The 27,000-nt window shown below is 53.8% G+C and carries 20 protein-coding genes, 1 tRNA gene and 1 pseudogene; 13 read left to right on the top strand and 9 right to left on the bottom strand.

Features of this window, described 5'->3' with window-relative positions; translation table 11 throughout:
- Positions 1-3 precede the first annotated feature (3 nt).
- Positions 4-621, top strand: a complete 618-nt coding sequence (ureG, locus tag OGV83_RS16605) for an urease accessory protein UreG (protein WP_012135199.1) — start codon at positions 4-6, stop codon at positions 619-621.
- An 86-nt stretch (positions 622-707) separates the two neighbouring features.
- On the opposite strand, the gene tsaD is transcribed toward ureG, so the two are convergent.
- Complete coding sequence (gene tsaD, locus OGV83_RS16600; protein WP_115608823.1) at positions 708-1,721, bottom strand: tRNA (adenosine(37)-N6)-threonylcarbamoyltransferase complex transferase subunit TsaD; 1,014 nt, start codon at positions 1,719-1,721, stop codon at positions 708-710.
- A 237-nt stretch (positions 1,722-1,958) separates the two neighbouring features.
- Between tsaD and rpsU the strand changes: the two genes are divergently transcribed.
- From rpsU to rpoD, 3 genes are all read left to right on the top strand, one after another.
- On the top strand, positions 1,959-2,174 hold the full coding sequence (gene rpsU / locus OGV83_RS16595; RefSeq protein WP_001144069.1) for a 30S ribosomal protein S21: 216 nt from the start codon (positions 1,959-1,961) through the stop codon (positions 2,172-2,174).
- A gap of 164 nt (positions 2,175-2,338) precedes the next feature.
- Positions 2,339-4,084 carry a DNA primase gene (dnaG, locus tag OGV83_RS16590; protein WP_012135203.1) on the top strand — a complete coding sequence of 582 codons (1,746 nt, stop codon included), beginning with the start codon at positions 2,339-2,341 and terminating at the stop codon, positions 4,082-4,084.
- A gap of 200 nt (positions 4,085-4,284) precedes the next feature.
- The gene (gene rpoD, locus OGV83_RS16585; protein ID WP_256372597.1) at positions 4,285-6,159 is read left to right on the top strand and encodes an RNA polymerase sigma factor RpoD; all 1,875 of its coding nucleotides are present in this window, start codon (positions 4,285-4,287) and stop codon (positions 6,157-6,159) included.
- Positions 6,160-6,210: 51 nt separating this feature from the next.
- On the opposite strand, the gene mug is transcribed toward rpoD, so the two are convergent.
- Positions 6,211-6,717, bottom strand: a complete 507-nt coding sequence (mug, locus tag OGV83_RS16580; protein ID WP_012135205.1) for a G/U mismatch-specific DNA glycosylase — start codon at positions 6,715-6,717, stop codon at positions 6,211-6,213.
- A gap of 125 nt (positions 6,718-6,842) precedes the next feature.
- Here mug and OGV83_RS16575 point away from each other — a divergent pair.
- Positions 6,843-6,918 (top strand) — tRNA-Ile (locus OGV83_RS16575).
- A gap of 116 nt (positions 6,919-7,034) precedes the next feature.
- Here the strand turns inward: OGV83_RS16575 and OGV83_RS16570 are convergent.
- Entirely contained in the window at positions 7,035-7,334 is a 300-nt protein-coding gene (locus OGV83_RS16570; RefSeq protein ID WP_071257989.1) for a DUF1889 family protein, read from the bottom strand.
- 587 nt (positions 7,335-7,921) lie between these two features.
- On the opposite strand from OGV83_RS16570, the pseudogene OGV83_RS16565 reads away from it, so the two are divergent.
- Positions 7,922-8,019: pseudogene (locus tag OGV83_RS16565) on the top strand (hypothetical protein); the annotation flags it as partial.
- A gap of 54 nt (positions 8,020-8,073) precedes the next feature.
- On the opposite strand, the gene dhaR reads toward OGV83_RS16565, so the two are convergent.
- The gene (dhaR, locus tag OGV83_RS16560) at positions 8,074-9,999 is read right to left on the bottom strand and encodes a dihydroxyacetone kinase operon transcriptional regulator DhaR (RefSeq protein WP_012135209.1); all 1,926 of its coding nucleotides are present in this window, start codon (positions 9,997-9,999) and stop codon (positions 8,074-8,076) included.
- Between the two features lie 105 nt (positions 10,000-10,104).
- A complete protein-coding gene (locus OGV83_RS16555) occupies positions 10,105-11,202 on the bottom strand; it encodes a glycerol dehydrogenase (protein WP_024130968.1) in 1,098 nt (365 codons plus the stop codon).
- 594 nt (positions 11,203-11,796) lie between these two features.
- On the opposite strand from OGV83_RS16555, the gene OGV83_RS16550 reads away from it, so the two are divergent.
- Positions 11,797-13,455, top strand: coding sequence for a glycerone kinase (locus OGV83_RS16550; RefSeq protein WP_049010701.1), 1,659 nt, complete (start codon positions 11,797-11,799; stop codon positions 13,453-13,455).
- Positions 13,456-13,514: 59 nt separating this feature from the next.
- Here OGV83_RS16550 and OGV83_RS16545 read toward each other — a convergent pair whose 3' ends face one another.
- The gene (locus tag OGV83_RS16545; protein ID WP_071257987.1) at positions 13,515-14,291 is read right to left on the bottom strand and encodes a siderophore-interacting protein; all 777 of its coding nucleotides are present in this window, start codon (positions 14,289-14,291) and stop codon (positions 13,515-13,517) included.
- Between the two features lie 239 nt (positions 14,292-14,530).
- Here OGV83_RS16545 and OGV83_RS16540 point away from each other — a divergent pair, with 239 nt between their 5' ends.
- Positions 14,531-15,091, top strand: a complete 561-nt coding sequence (locus tag OGV83_RS16540) for a PadR family transcriptional regulator (protein WP_047461113.1) — start codon at positions 14,531-14,533, stop codon at positions 15,089-15,091.
- Here the strand turns inward: OGV83_RS16540 and OGV83_RS16535 are convergent.
- Positions 15,088-16,653 (bottom strand): methyl-accepting chemotaxis protein, encoded by a 1,566-nt coding sequence (locus OGV83_RS16535; RefSeq protein ID WP_275165166.1) that lies wholly within the window; start codon positions 16,651-16,653, stop codon positions 15,088-15,090. The two genes, OGV83_RS16540 and OGV83_RS16535, sit on opposite strands and share 4 nt — an antisense overlap.
- 327 nt (positions 16,654-16,980) lie before the next feature.
- Positions 16,981-18,501 carry a methyl-accepting chemotaxis protein gene (locus tag OGV83_RS16530; protein WP_286464105.1) on the bottom strand — a complete coding sequence of 507 codons (1,521 nt, stop codon included), beginning with the start codon at positions 18,499-18,501 and terminating at the stop codon, positions 16,981-16,983.
- Positions 18,502-18,932: 431 nt separating this feature from the next.
- Here OGV83_RS16530 and ygjG point away from each other — a divergent pair, with 431 nt between their 5' ends.
- Both ygjG and OGV83_RS16520 read left to right on the top strand, forming a co-directional pair.
- Positions 18,933-20,312, top strand: coding sequence for a putrescine aminotransferase (gene ygjG / locus OGV83_RS16525; protein ID WP_286464104.1), 1,380 nt, complete (start codon positions 18,933-18,935; stop codon positions 20,310-20,312).
- A gap of 288 nt (positions 20,313-20,600) precedes the next feature.
- Positions 20,601-22,619, top strand: a complete 2,019-nt coding sequence (locus tag OGV83_RS16520) for an NADPH-dependent 2,4-dienoyl-CoA reductase (RefSeq protein WP_286464103.1) — start codon at positions 20,601-20,603, stop codon at positions 22,617-22,619.
- A gap of 91 nt (positions 22,620-22,710) precedes the next feature.
- Here OGV83_RS16520 and rlmG read toward each other — a convergent pair whose 3' ends face one another.
- Entirely contained in the window at positions 22,711-23,847 is a 1,137-nt protein-coding gene (gene rlmG, locus OGV83_RS16515; RefSeq protein WP_230009832.1) for a 23S rRNA (guanine(1835)-N(2))-methyltransferase RlmG, read from the bottom strand.
- 86 nt (positions 23,848-23,933) lie between these two features.
- Between rlmG and OGV83_RS16510 the strand changes: the two genes are divergently transcribed.
- The 3 genes from OGV83_RS16510 (at position 23,934) to OGV83_RS16500 (ending at position 26,787) form a co-directional block, all read left to right on the top strand.
- Positions 23,934-24,437 (top strand): M48 metallopeptidase family protein, encoded by a 504-nt coding sequence (locus OGV83_RS16510; protein WP_012135226.1) that lies wholly within the window; start codon positions 23,934-23,936, stop codon positions 24,435-24,437.
- Between the two features lie 69 nt (positions 24,438-24,506).
- Positions 24,507-25,493 (top strand): Gfo/Idh/MocA family protein, encoded by a 987-nt coding sequence (locus OGV83_RS16505; RefSeq protein ID WP_248623400.1) that lies wholly within the window; start codon positions 24,507-24,509, stop codon positions 25,491-25,493.
- A 325-nt stretch (positions 25,494-25,818) separates the two neighbouring features.
- Positions 25,819-26,787: a TerC family protein gene (locus OGV83_RS16500; RefSeq protein WP_012135228.1), complete on the top strand. Its 969-nt coding sequence runs from the start codon at positions 25,819-25,821 to the stop codon at positions 26,785-26,787.
- Positions 26,788-27,000 lie beyond the last annotated feature (213 nt).

The following is a 27,000-nucleotide window of genomic DNA, read 5'->3' as shown; positions in this document are numbered from 1 at the left end:
ACGATGAACGACTATAAACATCCCCTGCGCGTCGGCGTGGGCGGTCCGGTGGGTTCCGGTAAAACCGCCCTGCTGGAAGCGTTATGCAAAGCGATGCGCGATACGTATCAACTGGCGGTGGTGACTAACGATATTTATACCAAAGAGGATCAGCGCATTCTTACCGAAGCGGGCGCGCTGGCGCCGGAAAGGATTGTCGGCGTGGAAACCGGCGGTTGTCCGCATACCGCCATTCGCGAAGACGCCTCAATGAACCTGGCGGCGGTGGAAGCATTAAGCGAGACATTCGGCAACCTGGATCTGATCTTTGTCGAGAGCGGCGGCGATAACCTGAGCGCCACCTTCAGCCCGGAGCTGGCCGATCTGACGATCTATGTGATCGACGTGGCCGAAGGCGAGAAGATCCCGCGTAAAGGCGGGCCGGGGATCACCAAATCCGATTTTCTGGTGATCAACAAAACGGATCTGGCGCCGTATGTGGGCGCATCGCTGGAGGTGATGGCGCGCGATACAATGCGTATGCGCGGGGATCGGCCGTGGGCGTTTACCAACCTGAAAACCGGTGACGGCCTGGCGACGATTATTGCGTTTCTGGAAGATAAAGGGATGTTGCGGGTATAGCGTTTTTTATCGCCGGGAGGCGGCTTCGCCTGACCCGGCCTACGGTATTGTAAGCCCGGTAAGCGAAGCCGCCACCGGGCAAAAAATCACGCCGCAGGCAACTCCGCCAGCGGCCAGCGAGGACGCACGCTCACGCCTAAATCCGCCGTTGCGCCGGCTTTGAAGCGCACCATACCGGCGTAGGCGATCATCGCGCCGTTATCGGTGCAAAACTCTGGCCGCGCGTAGAACACTTCGCCACGCCGTTTTTGCATCATTTCCGCCAGCTTCACACGCAGCGTGCGGTTGGCGCTCACCCCGCCGGCCATCACCAGACGCTTAAAGCCGGTCTGATCCAGCGCTCGCTTACACTTGATCATCAGCGTATCCACCACCGCATCTTCAAACGCACGGGCAATATCGGCGCGGGTCTGTTCATCATCACCGTTGCTGCGGATCGTGTTTGCGGCGAACGTTTTCAGCCCGGAGAAGCTGAAATCCAGCCCAGGACGGTCGGTCATCGGACGCGGAAAGACGAAACGCCCTGCGGTGCCCTGCGCCGCCATTTTCGACAGCATCGGGCCGCCAGGGTAATCCAGTCCCAGCAGTTTGGCGGTTTTATCAAACGCTTCACCGGCCGCATCGTCAATGGATTCGCCTAACAGCGCATACTGACCAATCCCGGTCACGCTGATAAGTTGGGTATGACCGCCGGAGACCAGCAGCGCCACGAACGGAAATTCCGGCGGATTGTCTTCCAGCATCGGCGCCAGCAGGTGCCCTTCCATATGGTGTACCGGAATCGCCGGAACATTCCAGGCAAACGCCAGCGAACGGCCAACGGTCGCGCCGACCAGCAGCGCCCCCACCAGACCCGGCCCTGCGGTATAGGCCACGGCATCAATCTCTTTCGCCGTCAGACCCGACTCTTTCAACGCCGCCTGGATCAGCGGCACGGTCTTGCGTACGTGGTCGCGCGAGGCCAGTTCAGGCACTACGCCGCCGTAGTCAGCGTGCAATTTCACCTGACTATACAATTGGTTGGCTAACAGACCTTTTTCGTCGTCGTAAATAGCGATGCCGGTTTCATCGCAGGATGTCTCAATACCCAGTACACGCATGACTTGTTTTACCTCACTCTGATACCGCGCAGTGTAGGGCCAATGCGGGTTGATGTAAAACTTTGTTCGCCCCTGACGACAGCCTCGTGTATACTCCTCACCCTTATAAAAGTCCCTTTCAAAAAAGGCGTCGGTGCTTTACAAAGCAGCAGCAATTGCAGTAAAATTCCGCACCATTTTGAAATAAGCTGGCGCTGATGCCAGCGGCAAACCGATTTAATCAAAGGTGAGAGGCACATGCCGGTAATTAAAGTACGTGAAAACGAGCCGTTCGACGTAGCTCTGCGTCGCTTCAAGCGTTCCTGTGAGAAAGCAGGTGTTCTGGCGGAAGTTCGTCGTCGTGAGTTCTATGAAAAACCGACTACCGAACGTAAGCGCGCTAAAGCTTCAGCAGTGAAACGTCACGCGAAGAAACTGGCTCGCGAAAACGCACGCCGCACTCGTCTGTACTAATGCGTTGAGGGCGTAAGCTCTCGATTCAGACCGAGTTGTAGTTGTAAGGCCGTGCTTCCGAAAGGAATGCGCGGCTTATTTTCGTTTATGCATTGGCATATATACAAAATCATTCAGGATGCGGCAAAGCGGCGCCTGAAAGATGAAGTGTATAAAAGGGGCATATGGCTGGACGAATCCCACGCGTATTTATCAATGACCTGCTGGCACGCACCGACATCATCGATCTGATCGATGCGCGGGTGAAGCTGAAAAAGCAGGGCAAGAATTTTCACGCGTGCTGTCCGTTCCATAACGAAAAAACCCCCTCTTTCACCGTGAACGGTGAAAAACAGTTTTACCACTGCTTTGGCTGCGGCGCACACGGCAACGCGATCGATTTCCTCATGAACTACGACAAGCTCGATTTCGTGGAAACCGTCGAAGAACTGGCTGCAATGCACAACCTGGAAATTCCCTACGAAGCAGGGACAGGTCTTAGCCAGATAGAGCGCCATCAACGGCAAAACCTCTATCAGTTAATGGACGGGCTGAATGCGTTTTATCAACAGTCGCTCGCCCATCCCACAGCAGAGCCTGCGCGCCAATATCTGCAAAAACGCGGCCTTAGCGCTGAAATCGTTCAACGCTTCGCGATTGGTTTCGCTCCGCCAGGCTGGGATAACGCATTAAAACGTTTCGGTAATAATAGCGACAACAGAGCGCTGTTACTGGATGCCGGAATGCTGGTCAACAATGACCAGGGCAGAACCTATGACCGTTTCCGTAATCGGGTGATGTTCCCGATTCGCGATAAACGAGGACGGGTGATTGGTTTTGGTGGTCGCGTACTCGGTAACGATACGCCGAAATACCTGAACTCCCCGGAAACCGATATTTTCCATAAAGGTCGACAGCTGTATGGCCTTTATGAAGCTCAGCAACATAACGCTGAACCACAGCGACTGCTTGTTGTTGAAGGCTATATGGACGTTGTCGCGCTGGCGCAGTACGACATTAACTACGCCGTGGCATCGTTGGGGACATCGACAACAGCCGACCATATCCACATGTTATTCCGGGCGACTAACAATGTGATTTGCTGTTATGACGGCGATCGGGCTGGACGCGATGCGGCATGGCGAGCGCTTGAAACGGCAATGCCCTATATCACCGACGGACGGCAGTTGCGTTTTATGTTCCTGCCTGATGGCGAAGACCCGGATACGCTGGTGCGTAAAGAGGGCAAAGAAGCATTCGAAGCACGGATGGAGCAGGCTCTGCCGCTCTCTCTGTTTCTCTTCAATAGCCTCTTGCCGCAGGTTGATTTGAGTACGCCGGATGGAAGTACGCAGCTTGCCGCGCTGGCGCTGCCGCTGATTAACCAGGTTCCCGGAGATACGCACAGGATCCAGCTACGACAGATGCTGGGGCTGAAATTAGGCATCTTTGACGATAGCCAGCTTGACCGCTTAATGCCAAAACAGGCAGAAAGTGGCACGGTACGCCCAGCTCCGCAGCTAAAACGCACGACCATGCGTATACTTATAGGGTTACTGGTACAAAACCCGGATTTGGCGCCGTTAGTACCACCGCTAGGCGGTCTGGATCAAAAAAAGCTGCCCGGGCTTGGCTTATTTGAAGAACTGGTCAACACTTGTTTGTCTCAACCAGGTCTGACCACCGGCCAACTTTTAGAACATTATCGCGGCACAAATAGTGCTGCGACCCTTGAAAAATTGTCGATGTGGGACGATATAGCTGATAAGGACATTGCTGAAAAAACCTTCACCGACTCACTCAACCATATGTTTGATTCGATGCTTAAGCTGCGCCAGGAAGAGTTGATTGCTCGCGATCGCACACACGGTTTAAGCAACGAAGAACGCCGGGAACTCTGGACGCTGAACCAGGAACTGGCCAAAAAATGAATTGATAGACAAAATCGTTCAAGTTGTATTAAGGCAGCAAGAGAATGCAGCTAACGCAGAGACAACTTGAAGGATGACGTATTTAACGGCTTAAGTGCCGAATAGCGATCGGGAAGCCCCCGACAGCCGCACTGAGAGGCAGCGGCAAAAATATAAGTACGCCCTCGCTTTAAAGGTTGGCAGATACACCGCCGACACCAATCAAACGAAATAAGTGTGGATACCGTCTTATGGAGCAAAACCCGCAGTCACAGCTGAAGCTTCTTGTCACCCGTGGTAAGGAGCAAGGCTATCTGACCTATGCCGAGGTCAATGACCATCTGCCGGAAGATATCGTCGATTCAGATCAAATCGAAGACATCATCCAAATGATCAACGACATGGGTATTCAGGTGATGGAAGAAGCACCGGATGCCGATGATCTGCTGCTTGCTGAAAACACCAACAACACCGACGAAGACGCGGAAGAAGCTGCTGCTCAAGTTTTATCCAGTGTTGAATCTGAAATCGGTCGTACCACTGACCCGGTACGCATGTACATGCGTGAGATGGGTACGGTTGAACTGTTAACCCGTGAAGGCGAAATCGACATCGCTAAACGTATCGAAGACGGGATCAACCAGGTTCAATGCTCCGTTGCCGAATACCCGGAAGCGATTACTTATCTACTTGAACAGTACGATCGCGTTGAAGCCGAAGAAGCTCGCCTGTCAGATCTGATCACCGGCTTTGTTGACCCGAACGCTGAAGAAGATATGGCGCCTACCGCCACGCACGTCGGTTCTGAACTCTCTCAGGAAGAGATGGACGACGACGATGATGAAGACGAAGAAGAAGACGACGACAGCAGCGATGACGACAACAGCATCGACCCGGAACTGGCGCGCGAAAAATTCGCAGAGCTGCGTACGCAGTACGAAGTCACCCGTGACACCATCAAAGCGAAAGGTCGCAGCCACGCCGATGCGCAGACCGAAATTCTGAAGCTGTCTGAAGTGTTTAAGCAGTTCCGCCTGGTGCCGAAGCAGTTCGACTACCTGGTGAACAGCATGCGCGTCATGATGGATCGCGTTCGCACGCAAGAACGCCTGATCATGAAGCTCTGCGTTGAGCAGTGCAAAATGCCGAAGAAAAACTTCATCACCCTGTTCACCGGCAACGAAACCAGCGAAACCTGGTTCAATGCCGCCATTGCGATGAACAAACCGTGGTCCGAAAAGCTGCACGATGTCACTGAAGACGTTCAGCGCAGCCTGCAAAAACTGCAACAGATTGAAGAAGAAACCGGCCTGACCATCGAGCAGGTAAAAGACATCAACCGTCGCATGTCCATCGGCGAAGCGAAAGCCCGCCGTGCGAAGAAAGAGATGGTTGAAGCGAACTTGCGTCTGGTTATCTCTATCGCCAAAAAATACACCAACCGTGGTCTGCAATTCCTGGATCTGATTCAGGAAGGCAACATCGGTCTGATGAAAGCGGTAGACAAGTTCGAATACCGTCGTGGTTACAAATTCTCCACCTATGCCACCTGGTGGATTCGCCAGGCGATCACCCGCTCTATCGCGGATCAGGCGCGCACCATCCGTATTCCGGTGCATATGATTGAGACCATCAACAAACTCAACCGTATCTCCCGCCAGATGCTGCAAGAAATGGGTCGCGAGCCGACGCCAGAAGAGCTGGCCGAGCGCATGCTGATGCCGGAAGACAAGATCCGTAAAGTGCTGAAGATCGCCAAAGAGCCTATCTCCATGGAAACGCCGATCGGCGACGATGAAGATTCGCATCTGGGAGATTTCATCGAGGATACCACCCTCGAGCTGCCGCTGGACTCTGCCACCACCGAGAGCCTGCGTGCCGCAACGCACGACGTGCTGGCTGGCCTGACGGCGCGTGAAGCAAAAGTGCTGCGTATGCGTTTCGGTATCGATATGAACACCGACCATACGCTGGAAGAAGTGGGTAAACAGTTTGACGTTACCCGCGAACGTATCCGTCAGATCGAAGCGAAGGCGCTGCGTAAATTGCGTCACCCGAGCCGTTCTGAAGTGCTGCGTAGCTTCCTGGATGATTAATCTCGCCGCATAAGCATCAACGCCACCGCAAGGTGGCGTTTTTTTTACCGCTTACAGCCCATCAACCACCAGCGATTCATCAAGTTCCCGATACGCCTCCACCAGCTTTTCCGTCCTGATGCGATTTAAGCCGCTGGGATTCGGCAACACCCAGATCTGCGTATCGCCAATGGTCATCGTCTGTTTTCCCCACTGCGCGCCGCGCTGGCTAAATCCCTGCTCAAACGCCTGCTTGCCCAGAATCGCCAACGCCGCAGGTTGATAGTGCTCAATCTTCTCAATGAGCTTATGGCCGCCGCTACGCATCTCCTGAAGCTTAACTTCGTTCGCCTGCACGGTAGGCCTGTCGACAAATTTGGTAACGCCACAGCGGAAATCCAGCAGATGCTGCGCCTCTTCCGGTTTCAGTTGACGCCCGGTAAATCCGGCAAGGTGGATTACCTTCCAGAAACGGTTGGCAGGATGCGCGAACGGGAACCCTGTCCCCGCAGAAGAGAGGCCGGGATTGATGCCGCAAAATACCACTCTCAGCTCCCGCGCCAGTATGTCCTTAACCATGTTAACTCCTGAACGATACATCAGGCTGAAAGTATAACGGATTGAAAATACGTTGTTTATAAAAACAGCATCCGTACGGTTATGGCTGGATTGCAACACGGAGTTACTTTATAATCCACCGCCACGGCCCCTTAGCTCAGTGGTTAGAGCAGGCGACTCATAATCGCTTGGTCGCTGGTTCAAGTCCAGCAGGGGCCACCAAATTTCAAGGACTTGCGAGAAATCGCAGGTCCTTTTTTTCTGGGAGGCCGGAATAAATGCTCCCGTATTGAAGGCGAGAGCATCGGGGCAGATAGATCTTTTTGCGCGCGCTCAGCTTATACCAGTGCCCGAAGCTGCTCTCGCATATATAAAGAAAAATATTCAGGGTTTTTAATAAGCACCCGCTCTCCTGACGCAATTTTTTCAGCCCACCCGACCAATTTTTCCGTAAACCCGGCATTCCACCCTTCCCGATCGCCTCGGGCTGCCACATCTGCTGCTCTCGCCGGAACCCCCAACTCGTTCAAATATTTAAAAATCCCCTTGGCTGTACTTTCATCCATTGGGTGTGGAACTGAAGCGGATGTATTCATACCGTTAATGAAATCTAAGGCTTTATCAATGACTGCTGGCATACTTTTATCCTTAAAATTAACCATCTGAAAAACACCTCTCTAATATGCCCCTGGATTGAACTTAATATCAAAGAAATCATTAAATTTATCCTTTTCTTTCAACCAGGTTTCGAGGTGAGTCACAACACCATCCGTCTTCCGCTCCACAGATCAACCAGATAGCCCGCAAGGCAGGAGACAACAAGCGCAGCAAGTGTGGGGGATTAGACGCCTGGTGAGGGGCGGTCAGTGCCGGGTTCACCGAGAGAAAAAACAAAATTAATTACGCTCCAGTTTGATACGCCTCTAAAAATATGAGTTTCAGTATGAAACACAAATAATGGTCTGTAGAGAAAAGTGTGATCATGTCGAATGACATTAATCAAAAAATACGTTCGGAAGATAATTACGTTATCAATTGAGCAATTTTTATCCTGTTGACTTAATACCTGAGAGCGACAAAATAAAGAACACGAAATAAAACATTTACCGCCGCGCGATAATTCATCGCGGCCTCAGCCCTGTACGTCGTAGCAGGATATGTTATTGGCAGAAACTGCGTTGCGCTGTTTCTCTGAATGCTCATCCGAACCCGGGAAGGTCTTATTATGAGCTATCGTATGTTTGATTATCTGGTGCCAAATGTGAACTTTTTCGGCCCAATGCCATTTCGGTTGTGGGCGAACGCTGCAAACTATTGGGCGGGCTGTAACCCGGAAAAATTTGCGGATATCGCCGGGAGCCCCCGGCGAAAGCCGGTCTAGTCGTGATGCTTGCGCTTGAACTGGCTGGCGTCGATGTCGTACTGCTTCATCTTACGCCACAACGTAGTGCGGCCAATGTTCAGCAAATGAGACATTTCCTGCACCCGTCCGCTGGTGACGCGGGCGGCATGGATAATCGCCTCTTTCTCGATAGCCGTAAACGTCAGGCTGGCGGGTAGCAGCGATGATGTCGTATCCACGCCGGGGCGTTCAGAAAACAGATATTCCGGCAGATTACTCAGGCGGATGTGGCCGTTATCGCTGCTGATAGCAATGTTTTCGATGACGCTGTTCAGCTCGAAGTCATTGCCCGGCCAGGAATAGGCCACCAGCTGCGCCAGCGCATCATCATCCACCTTCAGGCTGGTTGAAAAGCGTTTTTTCAGGCCGTTCAGCCGGTTATAGACCAGCGAAGGGATGCTGTTACGCCGCGCGCGCAGCGGAGGAATAATAATTTCAAACGAATGCAGGGCATAGTAAAGCTGACGGCTAAAGCGGTTCTGCTCAACCAGATTCGCCAGATCAACCGTGGTCGTCGCGATCACTTTCACATCCACCGGGATCAGACGTCGCGCGTCAAGGCGGGTTAACACGCCCTGCTTGATCACTTGCAGCAGCGCAGACTGTAACTCCGGCGCCAGATATTCAATTTTTTCCAGAAACAGCGTGCCACCGCTCGCCAGTTCAAGGCGACTCAGACGACCATTTTCATCATCGGTCGGCGCACTGCCCATAAAATCCTGCCCCAGCACGCTATTGGCATAGAGCTGGCAGTTTACGGCGATATAAGGCCCGCTCGCGCGCTCGCTTTCGTTGTGGATAGCCTGGCTGAGAAGCTCTTTGCCCACCCCTTCTTCACCACACAGCAGAACCGGGAAACTCCCCCTCGCCGCCTGGCGGCCAAAGTGGATCAACCGACGTGTTTCTGGATCGTCCGTCGACATCTGTTCAAAGGTATGGCTCACTTTCCCCAGTTGACTGGTCATCAACTGGCGCATTTGCTCCACCGGGTGCAGCAGCAGAATAAAGCTGTTGCCCTGCTCCTCAACTATCGGTTTCAGGGTAATGACGGCATCAACAAACTGATGCTGACTTTCAAAAGTCACTTCGACATGGCTCAACCCGCGGGCGTGTTTAATGGCGCGACGCAGCAAGGCAGGCAAATTGACCAGATCATGGATGTTTTTCCCCTGGCTGGCCTGCGTATCCAGATGCAGCATCGTGGCCGCCCGCGCGTTGAGAAACTGCAACACGCCCTGCTCGTTCCACGCCATAACGCCATCGTCCATGCTTTCCAGCAGCCCGTACATCTGATTCAGATGACGATTAGACTCGGCCAACAGGCTATCAGTTAACAGTGAATTTCCCACTTCACGGGCGATCGCCAGCGTCAGCGATAAATCAGAAACTGACTGGTGCTCCACCAGACAGCAGAGCGAAATGGAGCCAAACAGGCGGCCGTGATTATCAAATACCGGGGTTGAGCAGAATGACCACGGGTGTAGCGCCTGTTTAAAATGCTGCTCTCCGGCCGTTTTGGTTGGCTGCCCCGGCATGGTTGCCAGCGACAGCGCACAGCTGCCGATGATGCTTTCCGCACAGTAGCTGCCGTCGAGAAAGCCCAGTTCCGCCAGTTTCTCCAGCGTCCCGGGATCGCCGCAGCGGTTTAAGATACAGGCGGATTCATCCAGGATAAACAGCGCGCAAGGTCGTCCATCCATGAACTCCCAGGCATCTTCCAGCGCAGCCTGACCTATCGTCAGCAACGCCGTTTTGCGTCGGCAAATCGATTCAAAGGTCAGCCCTTGCGCCTGGTGCGGCGTCTGCCAGGTTTCTCGCTGCATAAACTTGCTGCAACGATGCCATGACTGAGCGATGACGGAAGATACTTCCTTCCCGATGTCCTGCGTCTGAGCCGTCATATCCTTTTCCGCTATTTTACCATAGACAACCCCTCCGGCCGGAACGGTCAGAGGGGAGGAGAAACTGCCTGTTCATCTCGGGAAGAGAACGTAACTAAAGGCGGATTAACGCGCCAGCCACTGCTGGCCTAACAGATCCGCCGTCAGAATCGCGGCATAAACGCTGTCCGGCGTCACCTCAAACGGCATATTGTGGATGGTTTCGCCTTCCGCGCAGGTCGCTTTCGCCACCGCCTGAATTTTCCCTTCAATGCCGTCTTTCACGCCCATCTGCGCGAGGGTAATCGGCAGTCCCACTTTCTCGCAGAACCCCAGAACGGTTTCGATCTCTTCCATCGGGCTGTTCTGTAATACCAGTTGCGCCAGCGTGCCAAACGCGACTTTTTCGCCGTGATACAAATGGTGGCACTCTTCCAGAATAGTGAAACCGTTGTGAATCGCATGCGCCCCGGCCAGACCGCTGCTCTCAAAGCCAATGCCGCTGAGATAGGTGTTGGCTTCAACGATACGTTCCAGCGCATCGGTCACAACGCCAGCCTGAGCCGCCAGACGCGCTTTTTCACCTTCTGCGAGCAATGTATCATAACACAGGCGCGCCAGGCTCAAGGCCGCCGCCGTAGACTGCCCGCCCGCCATGCTGGTCGCTCTGGCGTCATAGCAGGCTTTCGCTTCAAACCAGGTGGAAAGCGCATCCCCCATCCCGGACACCAGTAAACGCACCGGCGCTTTGGCGATAATTGCCGTGTCCATCACCACCATATCCGGGTTTTTCGGGTAGATCAGATACTCTTCAAACTCGCCCGCTTCGGTATAGATAACCGACAATGCGCTGGTCGGGGCATCGGTGGACGCAATAGTCGGAATAATAACGACCGGCAGTTTCTGGTAGTAGCCAATGGCTTTTGCCGTATCAAGCGTTTTCCCGCCGCCGATCCCCACCACGCCACGGCAGCCTTTTTGTTTCAAAATGGCCATCAGACGGTTGATTTCAACATGGCTGCATTCGCCATTGAAACGTTCTGCGTGGCAACGGATTTCGTGGCTATTCAGGCCATTCAGCACCTTCTCTCCCGCCAGCTTCATGACGAAGTCATCTGCAATCACGAAAAAGCTGTCCGCCAGGTCTTTGGCATATTGACCGAATAAGACAGAAGCATCAGGTCCCTGGAGATATTTGGCTGGAGATTGAATAACTTTTAGCATTCCTGTCATCCTCAAATAAGTGCATGTATTTACATGGTGAGCCCTGGCGTTATTCTGTTTGGCCCTGTGTTAATGGCGAAAACGGAGCGATACCGGAGCGATGCAATCACTGTAGGACGAGGCATCGCCAAAAAAATCTTTCCTCTTTTTGTTCTGAAATGGAACACAGAAAAATTCATCACGTTTCATAGTGGAACAATAAACCCTAAAAAACGGCAGGATTGCGATCCCGATCCGTTCAGCCTTCTCATAATGCGTCTGAAAAAAGGGGAATCATGCGTGGTTTTCGCCGTCGATTGCCGACAAGACAGGAAAATATTTTTCTGTCCGGCCAACTTTTCTGCGTGAATAAGCGGGAAAAAGGCGCGCTCCGGCTCGCATTTTGGCTTTTTTTCATCAGAAAACGTTTCATTACGGAACGTAAAAGAATAATTTCGTTTCGTAATGAAACTCCTTTTCTTCAAATTTTTTTCTTCATGAACTCAGCCAGAATCTCCTCATCGCCGACCTGCCCCGCAGCGTCCCGATGATGAGCGCCTCCGCAACCATAATGTGCAGCCGGGGGTCTGTTTTTCCCACTCTCCAGGAACCGTTATGACTCAATTCTTTTTTAACCAGCGACCCCATCTCGTCAACGACGTCATTGAAGGAACGATTATCTCCAGCCCGTGGAACAATCTGGTGCGCCTGGAGAGCGATCCGGCGATTCGTGTCGTGGTTCGCCGCGATCTGAACCGTAACAACGTCGCGGTGATTTCCGGCGGCGGCTCCGGGCACGAACCTGCCCACGTTGGCTTCATCGGGAAAGGCATGTTAACCGCTGCCGTCTGCGGCGATCTGTTTGCCTCCCCCAGCGTCGATGCAGTGCTGACCGCTATTCAGGCGGTCACTGGCGACGCCGGCTGCCTGTTAATCGTAAAAAACTATACCGGCGATCGTCTGAACTTCGGCCTTGCGGCAGAGAAAGCGCGCCGTCTGGGCTACAACGTTGAAATGCTGATTGTCGGGGATGACATTTCGCTGCCAGACAATAAGCACCCGCGCGGTATCGCAGGCACCATTCTGGTTCATAAAGTCGCCGGCTATTTTGCCGAACGCGGCTACAACCTGGCGACCGTCTTGCGTGAAGCGCAGTATGCCGCCAACAATACCGTGAGTCTTGGCGTTGCGATTTCCAGTTGCCATCTGCCGCAGGAGACGGAGAACGCACCACGCCATCATCCTAATCAGTCTGAGCTGGGCATGGGGATCCACGGTGAACCCGGCGCATCAGTCATTGATACCCAAAACAGCGCGCAGATTGTGCGCCTGATGGCCGACAAACTCCTCTCCGCTCTGCCTGAAACCGGTCGTCTGGCGGTGATGGTCAATAACCTTGGCGGCGTCTCCGTCGCGGAAATGGCCATCATCACGCGTGAACTGGCGCGCAGCCCGCTGCATAAACGCATCGACTGGCTTATCGGCCCGGCTTCGCTGGTGACTGCGCTGGACATGAAAGGTTTTTCACTGACGGCAATGGTGCTGGAAGAAAGTATCGAAAAAGCGTTGCTCTCCGGGGTGGAAACCAGCAGTTGGCAAACGCCGGTGCCGCCGCGTGAGATAACCATTATGCCATCCTCACTGCAAAGCGCGCGGGTAGAGTTTCAGCCTTCAGAGAACGCGTTAGTTGCCGGGATTGTTGAGCAAGTCACCCGCACGCTGTCCGATCTGGAAATGGATCTTAACGCGCTGGATGCCAAAGTCGGCGACGGCGATACCGGCTCAACCTTTGCGGCAGGCGCGCGTGAAATCGCGGGCCTGCTACACCGCCAGCAGTTGCCGCTCGACCATCTCGCCACGCTGTTCGCACTCATTGGCGAACGCCTGACCGTCGTCATGGGCGGCTCCAGCGGTGTGCTGATGTCCATTTTCTTTACCGCTGCGGGGCAGAAACTGGAGCAAGGCGCCAGTGTGGCGGAAGCGCTGAATACCGGTCTGGCGCAGATGAAGTATTACGGTGGCGCGGATGAAGGCGATCGTACCATGATCGACGCTTTACAGCCGGCCCTGACATCGCTGCTTGCGCAGCCACAGGATCTGCACGCGGCCTTTTCCGCCGCGCAAAATGGCGCAGAACGTACCTGTCAGTCCAGCAAAGCCAACGCCGGACGCGCATCCTACCTCAGCAGCGAAAGCCTGCTTGGCAATATGGACCCTGGCGCACACGCCGTGGCAATGGTGTTTAAAGCGCTGGCGGAAAGTCACAACGCCTGATAGTTAGCAGAAAACCGGGCCCGCAGTGGCCCGGTTAAGCTTCCACCTATAAGGAATGATTAAGCCGGCTTACGATGCCAGTATGCTGCGGCGCGCACCCGTTGCGGATCAAACTGTTCCGTCTCAAAGCGACGGCTCAGATGCTTAACCACTTTCCCTTCACCCGTGATCCAGATGAAATAATCCGCCTCCGGCACCGTTAATTGCGCCAGCCGCTCATCAATCGCCTGCTCATCGTGTCCGACCACCCATTCAATGGAAAAGCCATCAAGATGCGCCAGATAATCCTGATATGCGGCATCCTGTACGCTGACCAGCGCCGTAACATTCGGGCGAACGGACAAGCGATCGAGCGCTTCCAGGCGGCGGCGCAGCGCTGGCATCCCTGACTCATCGCAAACATAAACCTGATATGCATAGTCTTCCGGCACCACCAGCGATCCACGAGGCCCACCGATGGTGAGCGTGTCGCCTTCGCGAGCGTTTACTGCCCATGTGCTCGCCACGCCGCCGTCGTGAATAAAGAAATCCAGCGCCAGCTCGTGCCGCTCTTCATCATATAAGGGCGTGTAATCGCGGGAAGCAGGACGTACGCCCTCTCCCCAGACAATCCCTTCGTCCGTTACCGTCGGAGGGACGAACAGGCTGCCCGGTTCAGGGAAAAACACTTTGGTGTGATCGTCAAAGCCGCGCGAGCTAAAGCCTTCCAGCGCTTCACCGCCAAGAACAATGCGCTGAAAACCGGCGCTAATACGCTCGACGCGCAGAACGGTAAGTTCACGAAAACGCAGTTCGTTACGAACGCGCTGTGGGTAGCGTGAGGATGTATTTATCATTTTTTCGCCTTCATGCAGATAATACGATATATCTAAATTAAATTTTAAATGATAATGATTGTTAGTTATGAAGATTGCAAGCACTTTTTTGATACAGTAACTTTCGATATATATCACGATATAAAACAATTTTAATCACTTTAAAATCAATGGATTAAACAAAATAAAAATCTATCAACTTGCAAGATTACAAGTTTTAGATATAAATTAGATATATCTAAATAAAACAGGAGTACATCATGCGACATCATCATGAAGGTTGCGAGAGAGAACATCACCACGGCCATGAACATGGCTGCGAGCACCGTCATGGCCGGGGCGGCGGCGGCGGACGTCGCCAGCGCTTTTTTGGCCACGGCGAACTACGCCTGGTGATTCTGGAAATTTTGACCCGCGAGGCCAGCCACGGTTACGAATTGATTAAAGCCATCGAGAACCTGACGCTGGGCAACTACACCCCAAGCCCAGGCGTGATTTACCCAACGCTGGATTTTCTTCAGGATCAGGAATTTATCACTATCAAAGAAGAGGACGGCGGGCGTAAGCAGATCACCATTACAGAGCAGGGGCAACGGTGGCTGGAAGAGAACCGTGAACACCTGGAGCACATCCACGAACGCGTGAAAGCGCGCTGCGTCGGCTTTGAACTGCGTAAGAACCCGCAGATGAAACGGGCGCTGGACAACTTCAAAGCCGTGTTGGATCTGCGGGTAAATCAGGGCGGGATCAGCGACGCGCAGCTTAAGCAGATCATCGGCGTTATCGATCGCGCGGCGCTGGAAATCAGCCAACTGGATTAAGCAGGCGGTACGTCCTCCGCACGGATGCGGAATACTTTCACGATCTCTTTTAAGTGCCGGGCCTGCTCATTCAGCGACGCCGCTGCCGCAACGGACTCCTCAACCAGACACGAGTTCTGTTGCGTGGTGGCGTCAATCAGCCCAATCGCGCTGTTGATTTGCGAAATCCCATCGGTTTGTTCGCGACTGGCCTGGCCGATTTCACGCAGAATCACATCCATCTCTTCAACGTTATCCACCATACCATTAATCAACGCACTGGCTTTTTCCACCAGTTGCATCCCCTCCTGCGTCTGGCTGGTAGAGTCTTCGATCAGGTGGCGGATCTCACTGGCCGACGACGCGCTTTTTTGCGCCAGTTGACGAACTTCCCCCGCCACGACCGCGAAGCCACGCCCGTGTTCCCCGGCACGAGCGGCTTCCACGGCGGCGTTAAGCGCCAGAATGTTGGTCTGGAAGGCAATAGAATCAATCAGGTTGATAATGTCGGACATGCGATTAGAGGTCTCATTTATCACGCGCATTTTTTGCGTGACCTGACGCATCATCTCACCGTTATTTTTCACCACGCTGGCCGCATCGGCAGAAAGATGGGTCGCTTCGCTGGTGTGGTCCGCCGTATTTTTGACGGTGGCGGTAATCTGCTCCATAGAGGCCGCCGTTTGCTCAACAGAACTGGCCTGTTCTTCAGTACGCGCCGCCAGATCCTGGTTGCCCGCGACAATTTGCGCCGCCGCGCTGGAGATATTTTCAGAGCCGTTCTGAACTTCCTGCACGATCACCAGCAGACGGTTTTTCATCTCCATCAGCGCCTGCAACAGCACGCCGGTTTCATCCTTTTGCGCGATATGAATCGTGCGGGTCAAATCCCCCTCCGCAATCGCCCCGGCAAACTGCACGGCGTCATTAAGCGGCCGGGTAATGGAACGCACGATGTACCATCCCATTATCACTCCGGCGGCAATGCTGATAAGCGCCAGGAGAATCAGCTGTGCCCGGTTGGTGCGAAAATCCTGGTCAACCGACGCGCCCGCGTTGCGCATCAGCGTATCTTCAATAGCGATCAGCTCCTGTACTTTGGCTTTATACGCCTGCTGTATGTTGACGGTGGTCGTCATCATTTCCTGTATCGCCGCCGGACGATTATGGTTCTGAATTTCCTGCAAAATACGGAACCGGGAGGCCAGATACTGCTGACGCACATCGCGAATTCCGGCGATGATAGCCTTTGAGGCCTCGTCATGACGGCTGGCGGACAGCTCATCGAGCAATACCGTAATGCGCTGGCTAATCGCATCCAGCTGCTTTTGCGACTCCTGGCTCCAGCGCCCTTCTTCATCCAGCAGCATCAGCTGCTGCGTGCTAACGAAATCCTGAAAATTATCGATCAGCAGGTTGGCTTTCACCGTTGTGGGATAATCGTGAGTAATGATGTTCTGCATACTGGTATTCGTTCGATCCAGGCTGAACAACGAAAGGCCAGAACTCACGATCATCAGTACAATAAACAAACCAAACGCAATAAATAATTTCGAGCGGATCTTCATGTTATGCAAAAGCATATTTCCCCCTGGAGATTGTTTTTCCTCTATACAGGGTTCGTTATCGGTTACGGCTTCGCTAACTTTATGATATTGATCGTTTTTTATTTCAAGTTATTACGGTAAATAGTTTTCAACGATGAATATCGGCAGACCGATCGTTATACAATTCATTTTTCATGTTCGGGAAAATGAAGAATCACACAAAATAATGCAGCGGGTTTAAATAAGGAAATAGCTCGAAATGGTAAATATTTAATATGTGCTTAACATTGTTAGCCCAATATTATGACAAAACGCTTATCGGCTTCGATAAGCGTTTGTCGGCAGAAATAAAGGGAATTTGATTTAATGCAGAACCGTTACCGCGTCTTCCAGACGGCTGGCGCGATGTTTAACCATCGCTGAAACCTGAGCGCTCTCCTCCACCAGCTCGGCATTTTTCTGCGTGATATGGTTTAACTCATCCACGGCGCGGGTCAGGCTGGAGAGTCCGTCCGCCTGTTCCAGCGTCGAGTGGCTGATTTGCGCAATAAGCTGAGTGACGTTTTGCACCTGGGCCACAATATCATCCATCGTGCGTCCTGCCGCATGCACCTGTTCGGAACCAGACTGTACCCGGCTTGCGCTGGCGTCAATGAGCTTACGAATATCATTCGCCGCGCTGGCGCTTCGGCTGGCAAGATGGCGAACCTCCCCGGCGACAACGGCAAATCCTTTACCCTGCTCGCCCGCTCGCGCCGCTTCAACCGCCGCGTTCAGCGCCAGGATATTCGTCTGGAAAGCAATATCGTTAATCAGCGTAGTGATTGTGCCAATCTGCTGCGTGCTGTCAGCGATGTCATCCATCGTTTTAATGACGGTTTCCATCGCCTCTCCGCCCTGCGTCGCCGCACTGCTGGCCGCGCTGGATAATTTATCGGCGGCGGACGCGGTGGTGGAATTTTTCTTCACGGACTCCGCCATCTGGTTCATGGTCGTCACCGTCTGCTGCACATTCTCCACCGTCTGGCGGGTATGTTTGTTCAGATCGTCATTGCCTTTCGCTAACGTCTCGCTGCCGTTTCTGACGCTGGAAACCTGGCTTGAGACGTCATTAATCAGCCAGCGGCACATAAGCCCAAGCTGGCCTACCGCGCACAACATCAGCCCCAGTTCGTCACTACGGTTAAGATGCGATACGCTATTACGCTCGCCCGTTGCGACTTTCAACGCCTGCCGGGCGACATTTTCGATCGGACGCACAATCTGCCATTCAAACACCGCCGTTCCCGCCAGCATCAGCAGGGCGTTCACGAATAGCGCTGGCCACGCAACGCCCATTTGCGCCATCGCCGCCATCAGCACCACGCCTGTTAGCGCCATAACGCTGCGTACACGCCAGCGAATGGGGATTGCCGGCAGTTTCCCCAGCCAGCCTTTACGCACCACCAGTCCTTTGTGGATACGTTTGTTGCTGCGGCCTTCATTCAGCGCCTTATACAAAGGCTCAACGGCAGCAATCTCTTCATCTGTCGCGCGGGTACGAATCGACATATAGCCGGTCACGCGCCCTTCCCGCACCATCGGCACCGCATTCGCCCGCACCCAGTAGTGATCGCCATTCTTCCGTCGGTTTTTCACGATGCCGCTCCACGGCTCACCCTGCCTGAGGGTGTACCACATATCCGCAAACGCGGCTTTCGGCATGTCCGGGTGGCGTACCAGATTATGCGGTTGCGTAAGCAGTTCATTCAGCGTAAAGCCGCTTACCTGAACGAAGGTATCATTTGCATGGGTGATATAGCTTTGCAGGTCAGTTGTGGACATCAGGGTTGTATCATCATCCAGCGGATAATTATGCTGGCTGACGTAGGGATGAGAAGACATGGTTGCGTCCTGTGCAGGTTACTTGAATGTTAACTTTTCTGTCAGATGTTATTTCGGCGATAATTGATTTATCTTTAGTTGTTAAATTTGATTTAGATCGCAATTTGCGTTTAAACCGTAATATTTGTATGTTTTCTAATTCATTGATTTAAAATACTTTCATTGAGTAACTATTCAATTCCGCTATAACTTCCGCCCCATATACGCACACCGCCCGCACCGTTCTGGTGCGACTGCCCGCTGGTCAGCCCCCGCGTCCCCACACACGCTCTGCGCAAAATATCACCAATTGTTAATGAATGAGATTAAATATTGCACACTTGATATTTTCCCTGGTGTTTATCCCGATTTTCATGATCCACGCCGATATGGCGCAATCCCTGCAATACTTAACTCAGTATCATGTGATACGCGAGTTCCGGGAGCATATTTTGAACAGGTTACCTTCCAGCGCATCGGCTTTGGCCTGTAGCGCACACGCACTGAATCTCATTGAAAAGCGAACGCTTGATCATGAGGAAATGAAAGCACTGAACCGAGAGGTGATTGATTACTTCAAAGAGCATGTTAATCCGGGGTTTTTAGAGTATCGAAAATCTGTGACCGCTGGCGGGGATTACGGAGCCGTAGAGTGGCAAGCGGGAAGTCTGAATACGCTTGTCGACACCCAGGGACAGGAGTTTATTGATTGCCTGGGTGGTTTTGGCATTTTCAACGTGGGGCACCGTAATCCAGTTGTCGTATCCGCCGTACAGAATCAACTCGCAAAACAACCTCTGCACAGCCAGGAGTTACTGGACCCGCTCCGGGCCATGCTGGCTAAAACGCTCGCAGCGCTTACGCCTGGAAAACTGAAGTACAGTTTTTTCAGCAACAGCGGCACCGAATCGGTGGAAGCAGCGCTGAAACTGGCGAAGGCGTATCAGTCGCCGCGCGGTAAGTTTACCTTTATCGCTACCAGCGGCGCGTTTCACGGTAAATCGCTGGGGTCGCTTTCCGCCACGGCGAAATCCACGTTCCGCAAGCCGTTTATGCCGCTGCTGCCGGGCTTTCGCCATGTACCGTTTGGCAACATTGAGGCCATGCGTACTGCGCTTAGCGAGTGTAAAAAAACCGGCGACGATGTAGCAGCCGTCATTCTGGAACCAATCCAGGGCGAGGGCGGCGTGATCCTGCCGCCGCAGGGCTATCTGACCGCCGTGCGTAAACTCTGCGATGAGTTTGGCGCCCTGATGATTCTGGATGAAGTCCAGACCGGCATGGGGCGCACCGGTAAGATGTTCGCCTGTGAACATGAAAACGTGCAGCCTGACATTTTATGTCTGGCAAAAGCGTTAGGCGGCGGCGTGATGCCGGTTGGGGCAACCATCGCCACCGAAGAGGTGTTCTCCGTTCTGTTCGATAATCCGTTCCTGCACACCACAACCTTTGGCGGCAACCCGCTGGCCTGTGCGGCAGCATTAGCGACCATTAACGTGTTGCTGGAGCAGAATCTACCGGCACAGGCGGAGCAGAAAGGCGATATGTTGCTGGACGGCTTCCTCCAGCTTGCCAGGGAATACCCTGACCTGGTGCAGGACGCTCGCGGAAAAGGGATGTTGATGGCGATTGAGTTTGTTGACAACGAAACCGGCTACAACTTCGCCAGCGAGATGTTCCGCCAGCGGGTACTGGTTGCCGGGACGCTCAACAACTCGAAAACGATTCGCATCGAACCACCGCTGACATTAACAATTGATCAGTGTGAGCAGGTGTTAAAAGCGACCCGCAAGGCTCTGGCGGCGTTACGGGTGAGCGTTGAGGAAACATAACACACCGCCGGATGGCGCTACGCTTATCCGGCCTACAGGAATCCGATCCGTAGGCCGGATAAGATGCGCCAGCATCGCCATCCGGCAATGTTCACACAACCCGCACGCCCGCCTGTAGGCCGGGTAAGACGCGCCAGCATCGCCATCCGGCAAATTCGTTCTCTGGCCCCGCTCCTTTTTTGAATCCCATCACAATCATCGCATTCCCCTTTTCCCTTTTACGCCGCGACGGCTAAATTATTAACTCATCCGACCACATAACAATAATTTTACATACTGGACACACTTATGAGCTATCCGTCGCTTTTCGCCCCGCTCGATCTGGGTTTTACCCGGCTTAAAAACCGTGTGCTAATGGGTTCGATGCATACCGGGCTGGAGGAATACCCCGATGGCGCCGAACGGCTGGCGGCTTTCTACGCCGAACGTGCGCGGCATGGCGTCGCGCTGATCGTCACCGGGGGGATTGCCCCCGCACTGTCCGGGGTGGGAATGGAAGGCGGCGCTACATTAAATGACGCCAGCCAGCTGCCGCACCACCGCGTGATCACGGACGCCGTTCATGAGGAAGAAGGGAAAATTGCGTTGCAGATCCTGCATACCGGACGCTATAGCTATCAGCCGCATCTGGTCGCCCCTTCGGCGATCCAGGCGCCCATCAACCGTTTTACGCCGCACGAACTCACGCACGATGAAATCCTGCAACTGATTGACGATTTCGCCCACTGCGCCCAGCTGGCGCGGGAAGCGGGTTACGACGGCGTCGAGGTGATGGGTTCGGAAGGCTATCTGATCAACGAATTTCTTACCGTGCGCACGAACCAGCGTGACGATGAATGGGGCGGCGATTACGCCAGGCGTATGCGTTTCGCGGTGGAAGTGGTGCGGGCGGTACGCCAGCGCGTGGGCAGCGATTTTATCATTATCTACCGTCTGTCGATGCTCGACCTGGTGGAAAACGGCGGGACGTTCGACGAAACCGTACAGCTGGCGCAGGCCATTGAAGCGGCTGGCGCGACGATCATCAACACCGGTATTGGCTGGCACGAAGCGCGTATCCCGACGATCGCCACGCCGGTTCCGCGCGGCGCCTTTAGCTGGGTAACGCGCAAACTGAAAGGCCACGTCACTGTTCCGCTGGTCACGACCAACCGGATCAACGATCCGCAAGTAGCAGACGATATTCTGGCGCGCGGCGATGCGGATATGGTATCGATGGCGCGCCCGTTCCTGGCAGATGCCGAGCTGCTGTCGAAAGCGCAATCAGGGCGGGCGGATGAGATCAACACCTGTATCGGCTGCAACCAGGCCTGTCTGGATCAGATCTTCGTGGGTAAAGTCACCTCTTGCCTGGTGAATCCACGCGCCTGTCACGAAACCCAAATGCCGATAGTTCCGGCTGAACATAAGAAAAGCCTGGCCGTCGTCGGCGCAGGCCCGGCGGGTCTCGCATTTGCCATTAACGCGGCGGCGCGCGGGCACGACGTTACGCTGTTTGATGCCCTGGCCGAGATCGGCGGGCAGTTCAACATCGCTAAACAGATCCCCGGCAAAGAAGAATTTTATGAAACGCTGCGCTATTACCGTCGGATGATCGAAGTGACCGGCGTGACGCTGAAGCTCAACCGGTTTGTCACCGCAGACGATCTGCAACCGTTTGATGAAGCGATCCTCGCTTGCGGGATCGAGCCGCGTAAACCGTCGATCGAGGGCATCGATCACCCGAAAGTGCTGACCTATCTTGAGGTGCTGCGCGATAAAACTCCCGTCGGGAAACGTGTCGCGATTATCGGCTGCGGCGGGATTGGTTTTGATACCGCGATGTACCTCAGCCAGCCAGGCGATCCCAGCAGCCAGAGCATTGCCGAGTTCTGCGTGGAATGGGGGATCGACACCAGCCTGCAACAGCCCGGCGGGTTACGCCCGGAAGGGCCGCATCTGTCTCGCAGCCCACGTCAGATTGTGATGCTACAGCGTAAAGCCAGTAAACCCGGTCAGGGGCTGGGGAAAACCACCGGCTGGATCCATCGCGCAACGCTGTTGTCCCGCGGCGTAAAAATGATCCCGGCAGTCAGTTATCAGAAGATCGACGATGACGGATTGCACGTATTGATCAACGGCGAACCGCAGCTTCTGAACGTCGATCATGTCGTGATCTGCGCGGGGCAGGAGCCACGGCGCGAACTGGCGGAGCCGCTGCGCGCGTCAGGGAAAACGGTACACCTGATTGGCGGATGCGACGTGGCGATGGAGCTGGATGCGCGGCGGGCAATTGCGCAGGGAACAAAATTAGCGCTGGCGATTTAAGGGCATTGCCTGATGGCGCTACGCTTATCAGGCCTACGGGGTAGCACGTTGTAGGCCGGATAAGGCGTTAGCCGTCATCCGGCACACGCTATTAGCGGCGGCGACCGGTTTTGACCGCTTTCAACACCACGAATTTGTTATTGGTAGCGATGGTGGTGCAGTTACCGAAAATCTTCTTCAGCTTGTGGAAATAATCCAGGTGACGGTTCGCCACAATGTACAGCTCGCCGTTGATCTTCAGGCAACGGCGCGCATGGTGGAACATTTCCCAGGCAACGTTATCCGTCAGCGCATGTTTCTGATGGAACGGCGGGTTGCACAGCACGGCGTTAAAGCGGAAAGGTTCCACGCCGGACAAAGCGTTGTTAATCATAAACTCGCAGCGATCCAACGCTTCCGGCATGTTGGTTTCCACATTCAAACGGCTGGACGCGACCGCCATCGGCGATTCATCGACAAACACGACGCTCGCCTGAGGGTTCTTCGCCAGTAGCGTCAGGCCAATCACGCCATTACCGCAGCCGAGATCGACGATCTCCCCTTCCAGATTTTCCGGTAAATGCTGCATAAAGAAGCGCGCGCCGATATCCAGGCCGGTACGCGAGAAAACGTTCGCATGATTGTGGATAGTCCAGTCGGTGCCGTCCAGTTTCCAGCTCAGCGTCTGCGGCGCATCCGCCAGTTCAGGCTTACTGAAGGTACAGTTGATCAGGCGCGCCTTTTTCCAGGCCAGCGTCGTGGTCGTGGGGCCGAGCACTTTTTCGAACAGTTCCAGCGTGGAGGTATGAATGTCACGCGCCTTTGCTCCCGCAATAATACGGGTCTGCGGAGTCACGACCTGGCGCAACGCGCGCAACTGTTGCTCCAGCAGCGCCAGCGTTTTCGGCACCTTAATCAACACGACGCCCGGCGCCGGCGGGTACGTGGCAGTGCTGTCGAGAAACTTCACGCTGGATTCGGCGATATCGTTGTGGCGTAAATTTTCGCGCGTCGCCAGCTCGCTTAAATACGAGTCGCCGATGCTGTATGGTGTATGCTCAGCCAGCGCGCAGCTTAATGCGCCAAAGGCATCATTCAGGATCAGCAGCGGGCCGCTGATTTCCGTGTCGTCTAACTGTTGCAGCAGATATTCATCCGCCGCTTCCCACGCCTGAAGTGGGTTAACGTCATCCGTTTCCGGGAAACGTTTCAGTGTCAGTGAACGGAAACCGTTGTCTACGTGGCTCATCGGCCCTCCTGAATGGTAAAATTTCGCTGTTATCCCTGAAAGGGTGCGTGAGTATACTCTTTTTTTAGATTTAATTTGGGGCTTTGATGGGTCAACTTACTTATCTCCACGGCTACCCGGAGAATTTACTGTCTCAGGTACGCACGCTCATTGCTGAACAGCGTCTGGGCGCAGTGCTGGAAAAACGCTATCCGGGAACGCATGATTTTGCGACCGATAAAGCGCTCTGGCAGTATACCCAGGATCTGAAAAGCCAGTTTCTGCGTAACGCCCCGCCGATCAACAAAGTGATGTATGACAACAAGATCCATGTGCTGAAAAATGCGCTGGGGCTGCATACCGCCGTTTCGCGCGTACAGGGCGGCAAGCTGAAGGCGAAAGCCGAGATCCGCGTCGCCACCGTGTTTCGCAATGCGCCGGAACCTTTTCTGCGAATGATCGTGGTTCACGAACTGGCGCATCTGAAAGAGAAAGAGCACAACAAAGCGTTTTATCAACTGTGCTGCCATATGGAGCCGCAGTACCACCAGCTTGAGTTTGATACCCGCCTGTGGTTAACGCATCTTTCGTTAAAGCAATCTGAGCAGTAGCGCACTGGCTTTGTCATAAAGGCATGCTAAATTGACGAAAGAATCCCTTTATGGAGCCTGAAGGCGTTTATGATACGTTTCGCTGTTATTGGCACAAACTGGATCACCCGCCAGTTTGTCGATGCCGCCCATGAAACCGGCAAATATAAGTTAACCGCAGTCTATTCCCGTCGCCTCGAACAGGCGCAAACCTTCGCCAATGATTATCCCGTCGAGCATTTATTCACTTCGCTTGAAGCAATGGCGCAAAGCGACGCCATTGATGCGGTGTATATCGCCAGCCCGAACTCGCTGCATTTCCCCCAGACTCAGCTCTTTTTAAGCCACAAGAAGCATGTGATCTGCGAGAAGCCGCTGGCCTCGAATCTGGCCGAAGTCGACGCCGCCATCGCATGTGCGCATGAAAATCAGGTCGTCCTGTTCGAAGCCTTTAAAACCGCCAGCCTGCCTAATTTCCAGTTGCTACAGCAGTCGCTGCCGAAAGCAGGAAGAATGCGCAAAGCCCTTATCAACTACTGCCAGTATTCTTCGCGCTACCAGCGCTATCTGGACGGCGAAAACCCCAATACCTTTAATCCGGCCTTCTCGAATGGCTCCATTATGGATATCGGTTTTTACTGTCTGGCGTCAGCGGTTGCGCTCTGGGGAGAACCGCAAAACGTTCAGGCGTCCGCCAGTCTGCTGGAAAGCGGTGTCGATGCGCATGGCGTGGCGGTGCTGGATTACGGCGACTTCAGCGTCACCCTACAGTATTCCAAAGTGAGTGACTCCGTACTGCCCAGCGAAATCCAGGGCGAAGCCGGTTCTCTGGTCATCGAGAAAATTTCGGAATGTCAGAAAGTGTGCTTCATTCCACGCGGCGGAAAAACGCAGGATTTATCCGTTCCTCAGCATATCAATACGATGCTGTATGAGGCGGAACGCTTTGCACATCTGGTCGAGACCAACGAGGTGAACCATCCCGAGCTGACCGTCAGCCGTATCACGGCCAAACTGCTCACGGAGATTCGTCGGCAGACGGGCGTCGTCTTCCCCGCTGATGACGCCACAGCGTAAAACAATGTAAAACAGATGTAACAGGCCATTGACTGATCGTATGGCCTGTCATATTTTGTTACGTGCAAAGGGGAGTAACTTCATTGTCGGTCGATCGTCATTACGATGTGTGAAAAACCACATCCGGTCGCCGGGCAATAAGAAAGTGATGTGCCTTCATGTCTTTGATTGATGACGAAGCCGATTCGCCATCACCCGTGGAGTGAGTACATATCACTTTCTTGTTGTAAGTGAGACCTTGCCGGAAGGCGAGGTCTATGCATATAAAAAGCAGCGGCTGACGTCTTTCGACGTTGGCCGTTTTTTTTATGTGTAAGGAAATTCTATGAATACTGTCGGCACACCGTTGTTATGGGGCGGATTCGCTGTCGTTGTGGTGATTATGCTGGCTATCGACCTTCTGTTGCAGGGACGTCGTGGCGTACATACGATGTCCATGAAGCAGGCGGCGGCCTGGTCTCTGGTCTGGGTGACACTTTCATTGCTGTTCAACGCCGCCTTCTGGTGGTATCTGGCGGAGACCCAGGGCCGGGCGGTGGCCGATCCGCAGGCGCTGGCGTTTCTCACCGGTTATCTGATCGAAAAATCGCTGGCCGTTGATAACGTCTTTGTCTGGCTGATGCTGTTCAGCTACTTCTCTGTTCCGCCTGCCCTGCAACGCCGGGTTCTGGTGTATGGCGTACTTGGCGCCATTGTTCTGCGTACGATTATGATTTTCGCCGGTAGCTGGCTGATCGCCCAGTTCGACTGGATACTGTACCTGTTCGGCGCTTTCCTGCTGTTTACGGGCGTGAAGATGGCGCTGGTGAAAGAGGACGAATCCGGCATCGGCGACAAACCGCTGGTTCGCTGGCTGCGTAGCCACCTTCGCATGACCGATACCATCGAAAATGAGCATTTCTTTGTGCGTAAGAATGGCTTGCTGTTCGTGACGCCGCTGATGCTGGTCCTGATTCTGGTGGAACTGAGCGATGTGATTTTCGCCGTCGATAGCATTCCGGCCATCTTTGCCGTGACTACCGACCCGTTCATCGTCCTGACCTCCAACCTGTTTGCGATCCTGGGTCTGCGCGCCATGTACTTCCTGCTGGCAGGGGTAGCAGAGCGTTTCTCGATGCTCAAATATGGTCTGGCCGTCATTCTGGTCTTTATCGGTATTAAGATGCTGATCGTCGATTTCTACCATATTCCGATCGCCATCTCGCTGGGCGTGGTGTTCAGTATTCTGGTGATCACGCTGATTGTTAACGCGTGGGTAAATCGCCAGAACGATAAAAAGCAGCAGCTACAGTAAGACCCTGCCCGGCAGCGCCATGTCTGCCGGGCTTACAAAAACCACGGTCGTGGGTTGAGTACACGCAGCACTACCCGATAACATGTAAACATTTAGTTAAAAAATATGACGTAGTACGTAAATTCCAGCATTTTACGCTTTCCCAATCCCCATCTTTCCTTATACTCACTCAGGCAAACACTTTGTTACATCCTGAAAGATACGCCAACAGAG

The sequence above is a fragment of the Citrobacter sp. CK189 genome, assembly GCF_030333505.1.
In the GTDB taxonomy this organism is placed as follows: Bacteria; Pseudomonadota; Gammaproteobacteria; order Enterobacterales; family Enterobacteriaceae; genus Citrobacter_B; species Citrobacter_B koseri.
Note: the sequence above shows the minus strand (reverse complement) of the source record. Positions and strands in the feature narration are given on the sequence as shown.

Bases quoted from the DNA above. Each gene is read 5' to 3' on its own strand.
- ureG (WP_012135199.1), top strand. From the start codon at position 4: ATGAACGACTATAAACATCCCCTGCGCGTCGGCGTGGGCGGTCCGGTG.
- tsaD (WP_115608823.1), bottom strand. From the start codon at position 1,721: ATGCGTGTACTGGGTATTGAGACATCCTGCGATGAAACCGGCATCGCT.
- rpsU (WP_001144069.1), top strand. From the start codon at position 1,959: ATGCCGGTAATTAAAGTACGTGAAAACGAGCCGTTCGACGTAGCTCTG.
- dnaG (WP_012135203.1), top strand. From the start codon at position 2,339: ATGGCTGGACGAATCCCACGCGTATTTATCAATGACCTGCTGGCACGC.
- mug (WP_012135205.1), bottom strand. From the start codon at position 6,717: ATGGTTAAGGACATACTGGCGCGGGAGCTGAGAGTGGTATTTTGCGGC.
- OGV83_RS16570 (WP_071257989.1), bottom strand. From the start codon at position 7,334: ATGCCAGCAGTCATTGATAAAGCCTTAGATTTCATTAACGGTATGAAT.
- dhaR (WP_012135209.1), bottom strand. From the start codon at position 9,999: ATGACGGCTCAGACGCAGGACATCGGGAAGGAAGTATCTTCCGTCATC.
- OGV83_RS16555 (WP_024130968.1), bottom strand. From the start codon at position 11,202: ATGCTAAAAGTTATTCAATCTCCAGCCAAATATCTCCAGGGACCTGAT.
- OGV83_RS16550 (WP_049010701.1), top strand. From the start codon at position 11,797: ATGACTCAATTCTTTTTTAACCAGCGACCCCATCTCGTCAACGACGTC.
- OGV83_RS16545 (WP_071257987.1), bottom strand. From the start codon at position 14,291: ATGATAAATACATCCTCACGCTACCCACAGCGCGTTCGTAACGAACTG.
- OGV83_RS16540 (WP_047461113.1), top strand. From the start codon at position 14,531: ATGCGACATCATCATGAAGGTTGCGAGAGAGAACATCACCACGGCCAT.
- OGV83_RS16535 (WP_275165166.1), bottom strand. From the start codon at position 16,653: ATGCTTTTGCATAACATGAAGATCCGCTCGAAATTATTTATTGCGTTT.
- OGV83_RS16530 (WP_286464105.1), bottom strand. From the start codon at position 18,501: ATGTCTTCTCATCCCTACGTCAGCCAGCATAATTATCCGCTGGATGAT.
- OGV83_RS16520 (WP_286464103.1), top strand. From the start codon at position 20,601: ATGAGCTATCCGTCGCTTTTCGCCCCGCTCGATCTGGGTTTTACCCGG.
- rlmG (WP_230009832.1), bottom strand. From the start codon at position 23,847: ATGAGCCACGTAGACAACGGTTTCCGTTCACTGACACTGAAACGTTTC.
- OGV83_RS16510 (WP_012135226.1), top strand. From the start codon at position 23,934: ATGGGTCAACTTACTTATCTCCACGGCTACCCGGAGAATTTACTGTCT.
- OGV83_RS16505 (WP_248623400.1), top strand. From the start codon at position 24,507: ATGATACGTTTCGCTGTTATTGGCACAAACTGGATCACCCGCCAGTTT.
- OGV83_RS16500 (WP_012135228.1), top strand. From the start codon at position 25,819: ATGAATACTGTCGGCACACCGTTGTTATGGGGCGGATTCGCTGTCGTT.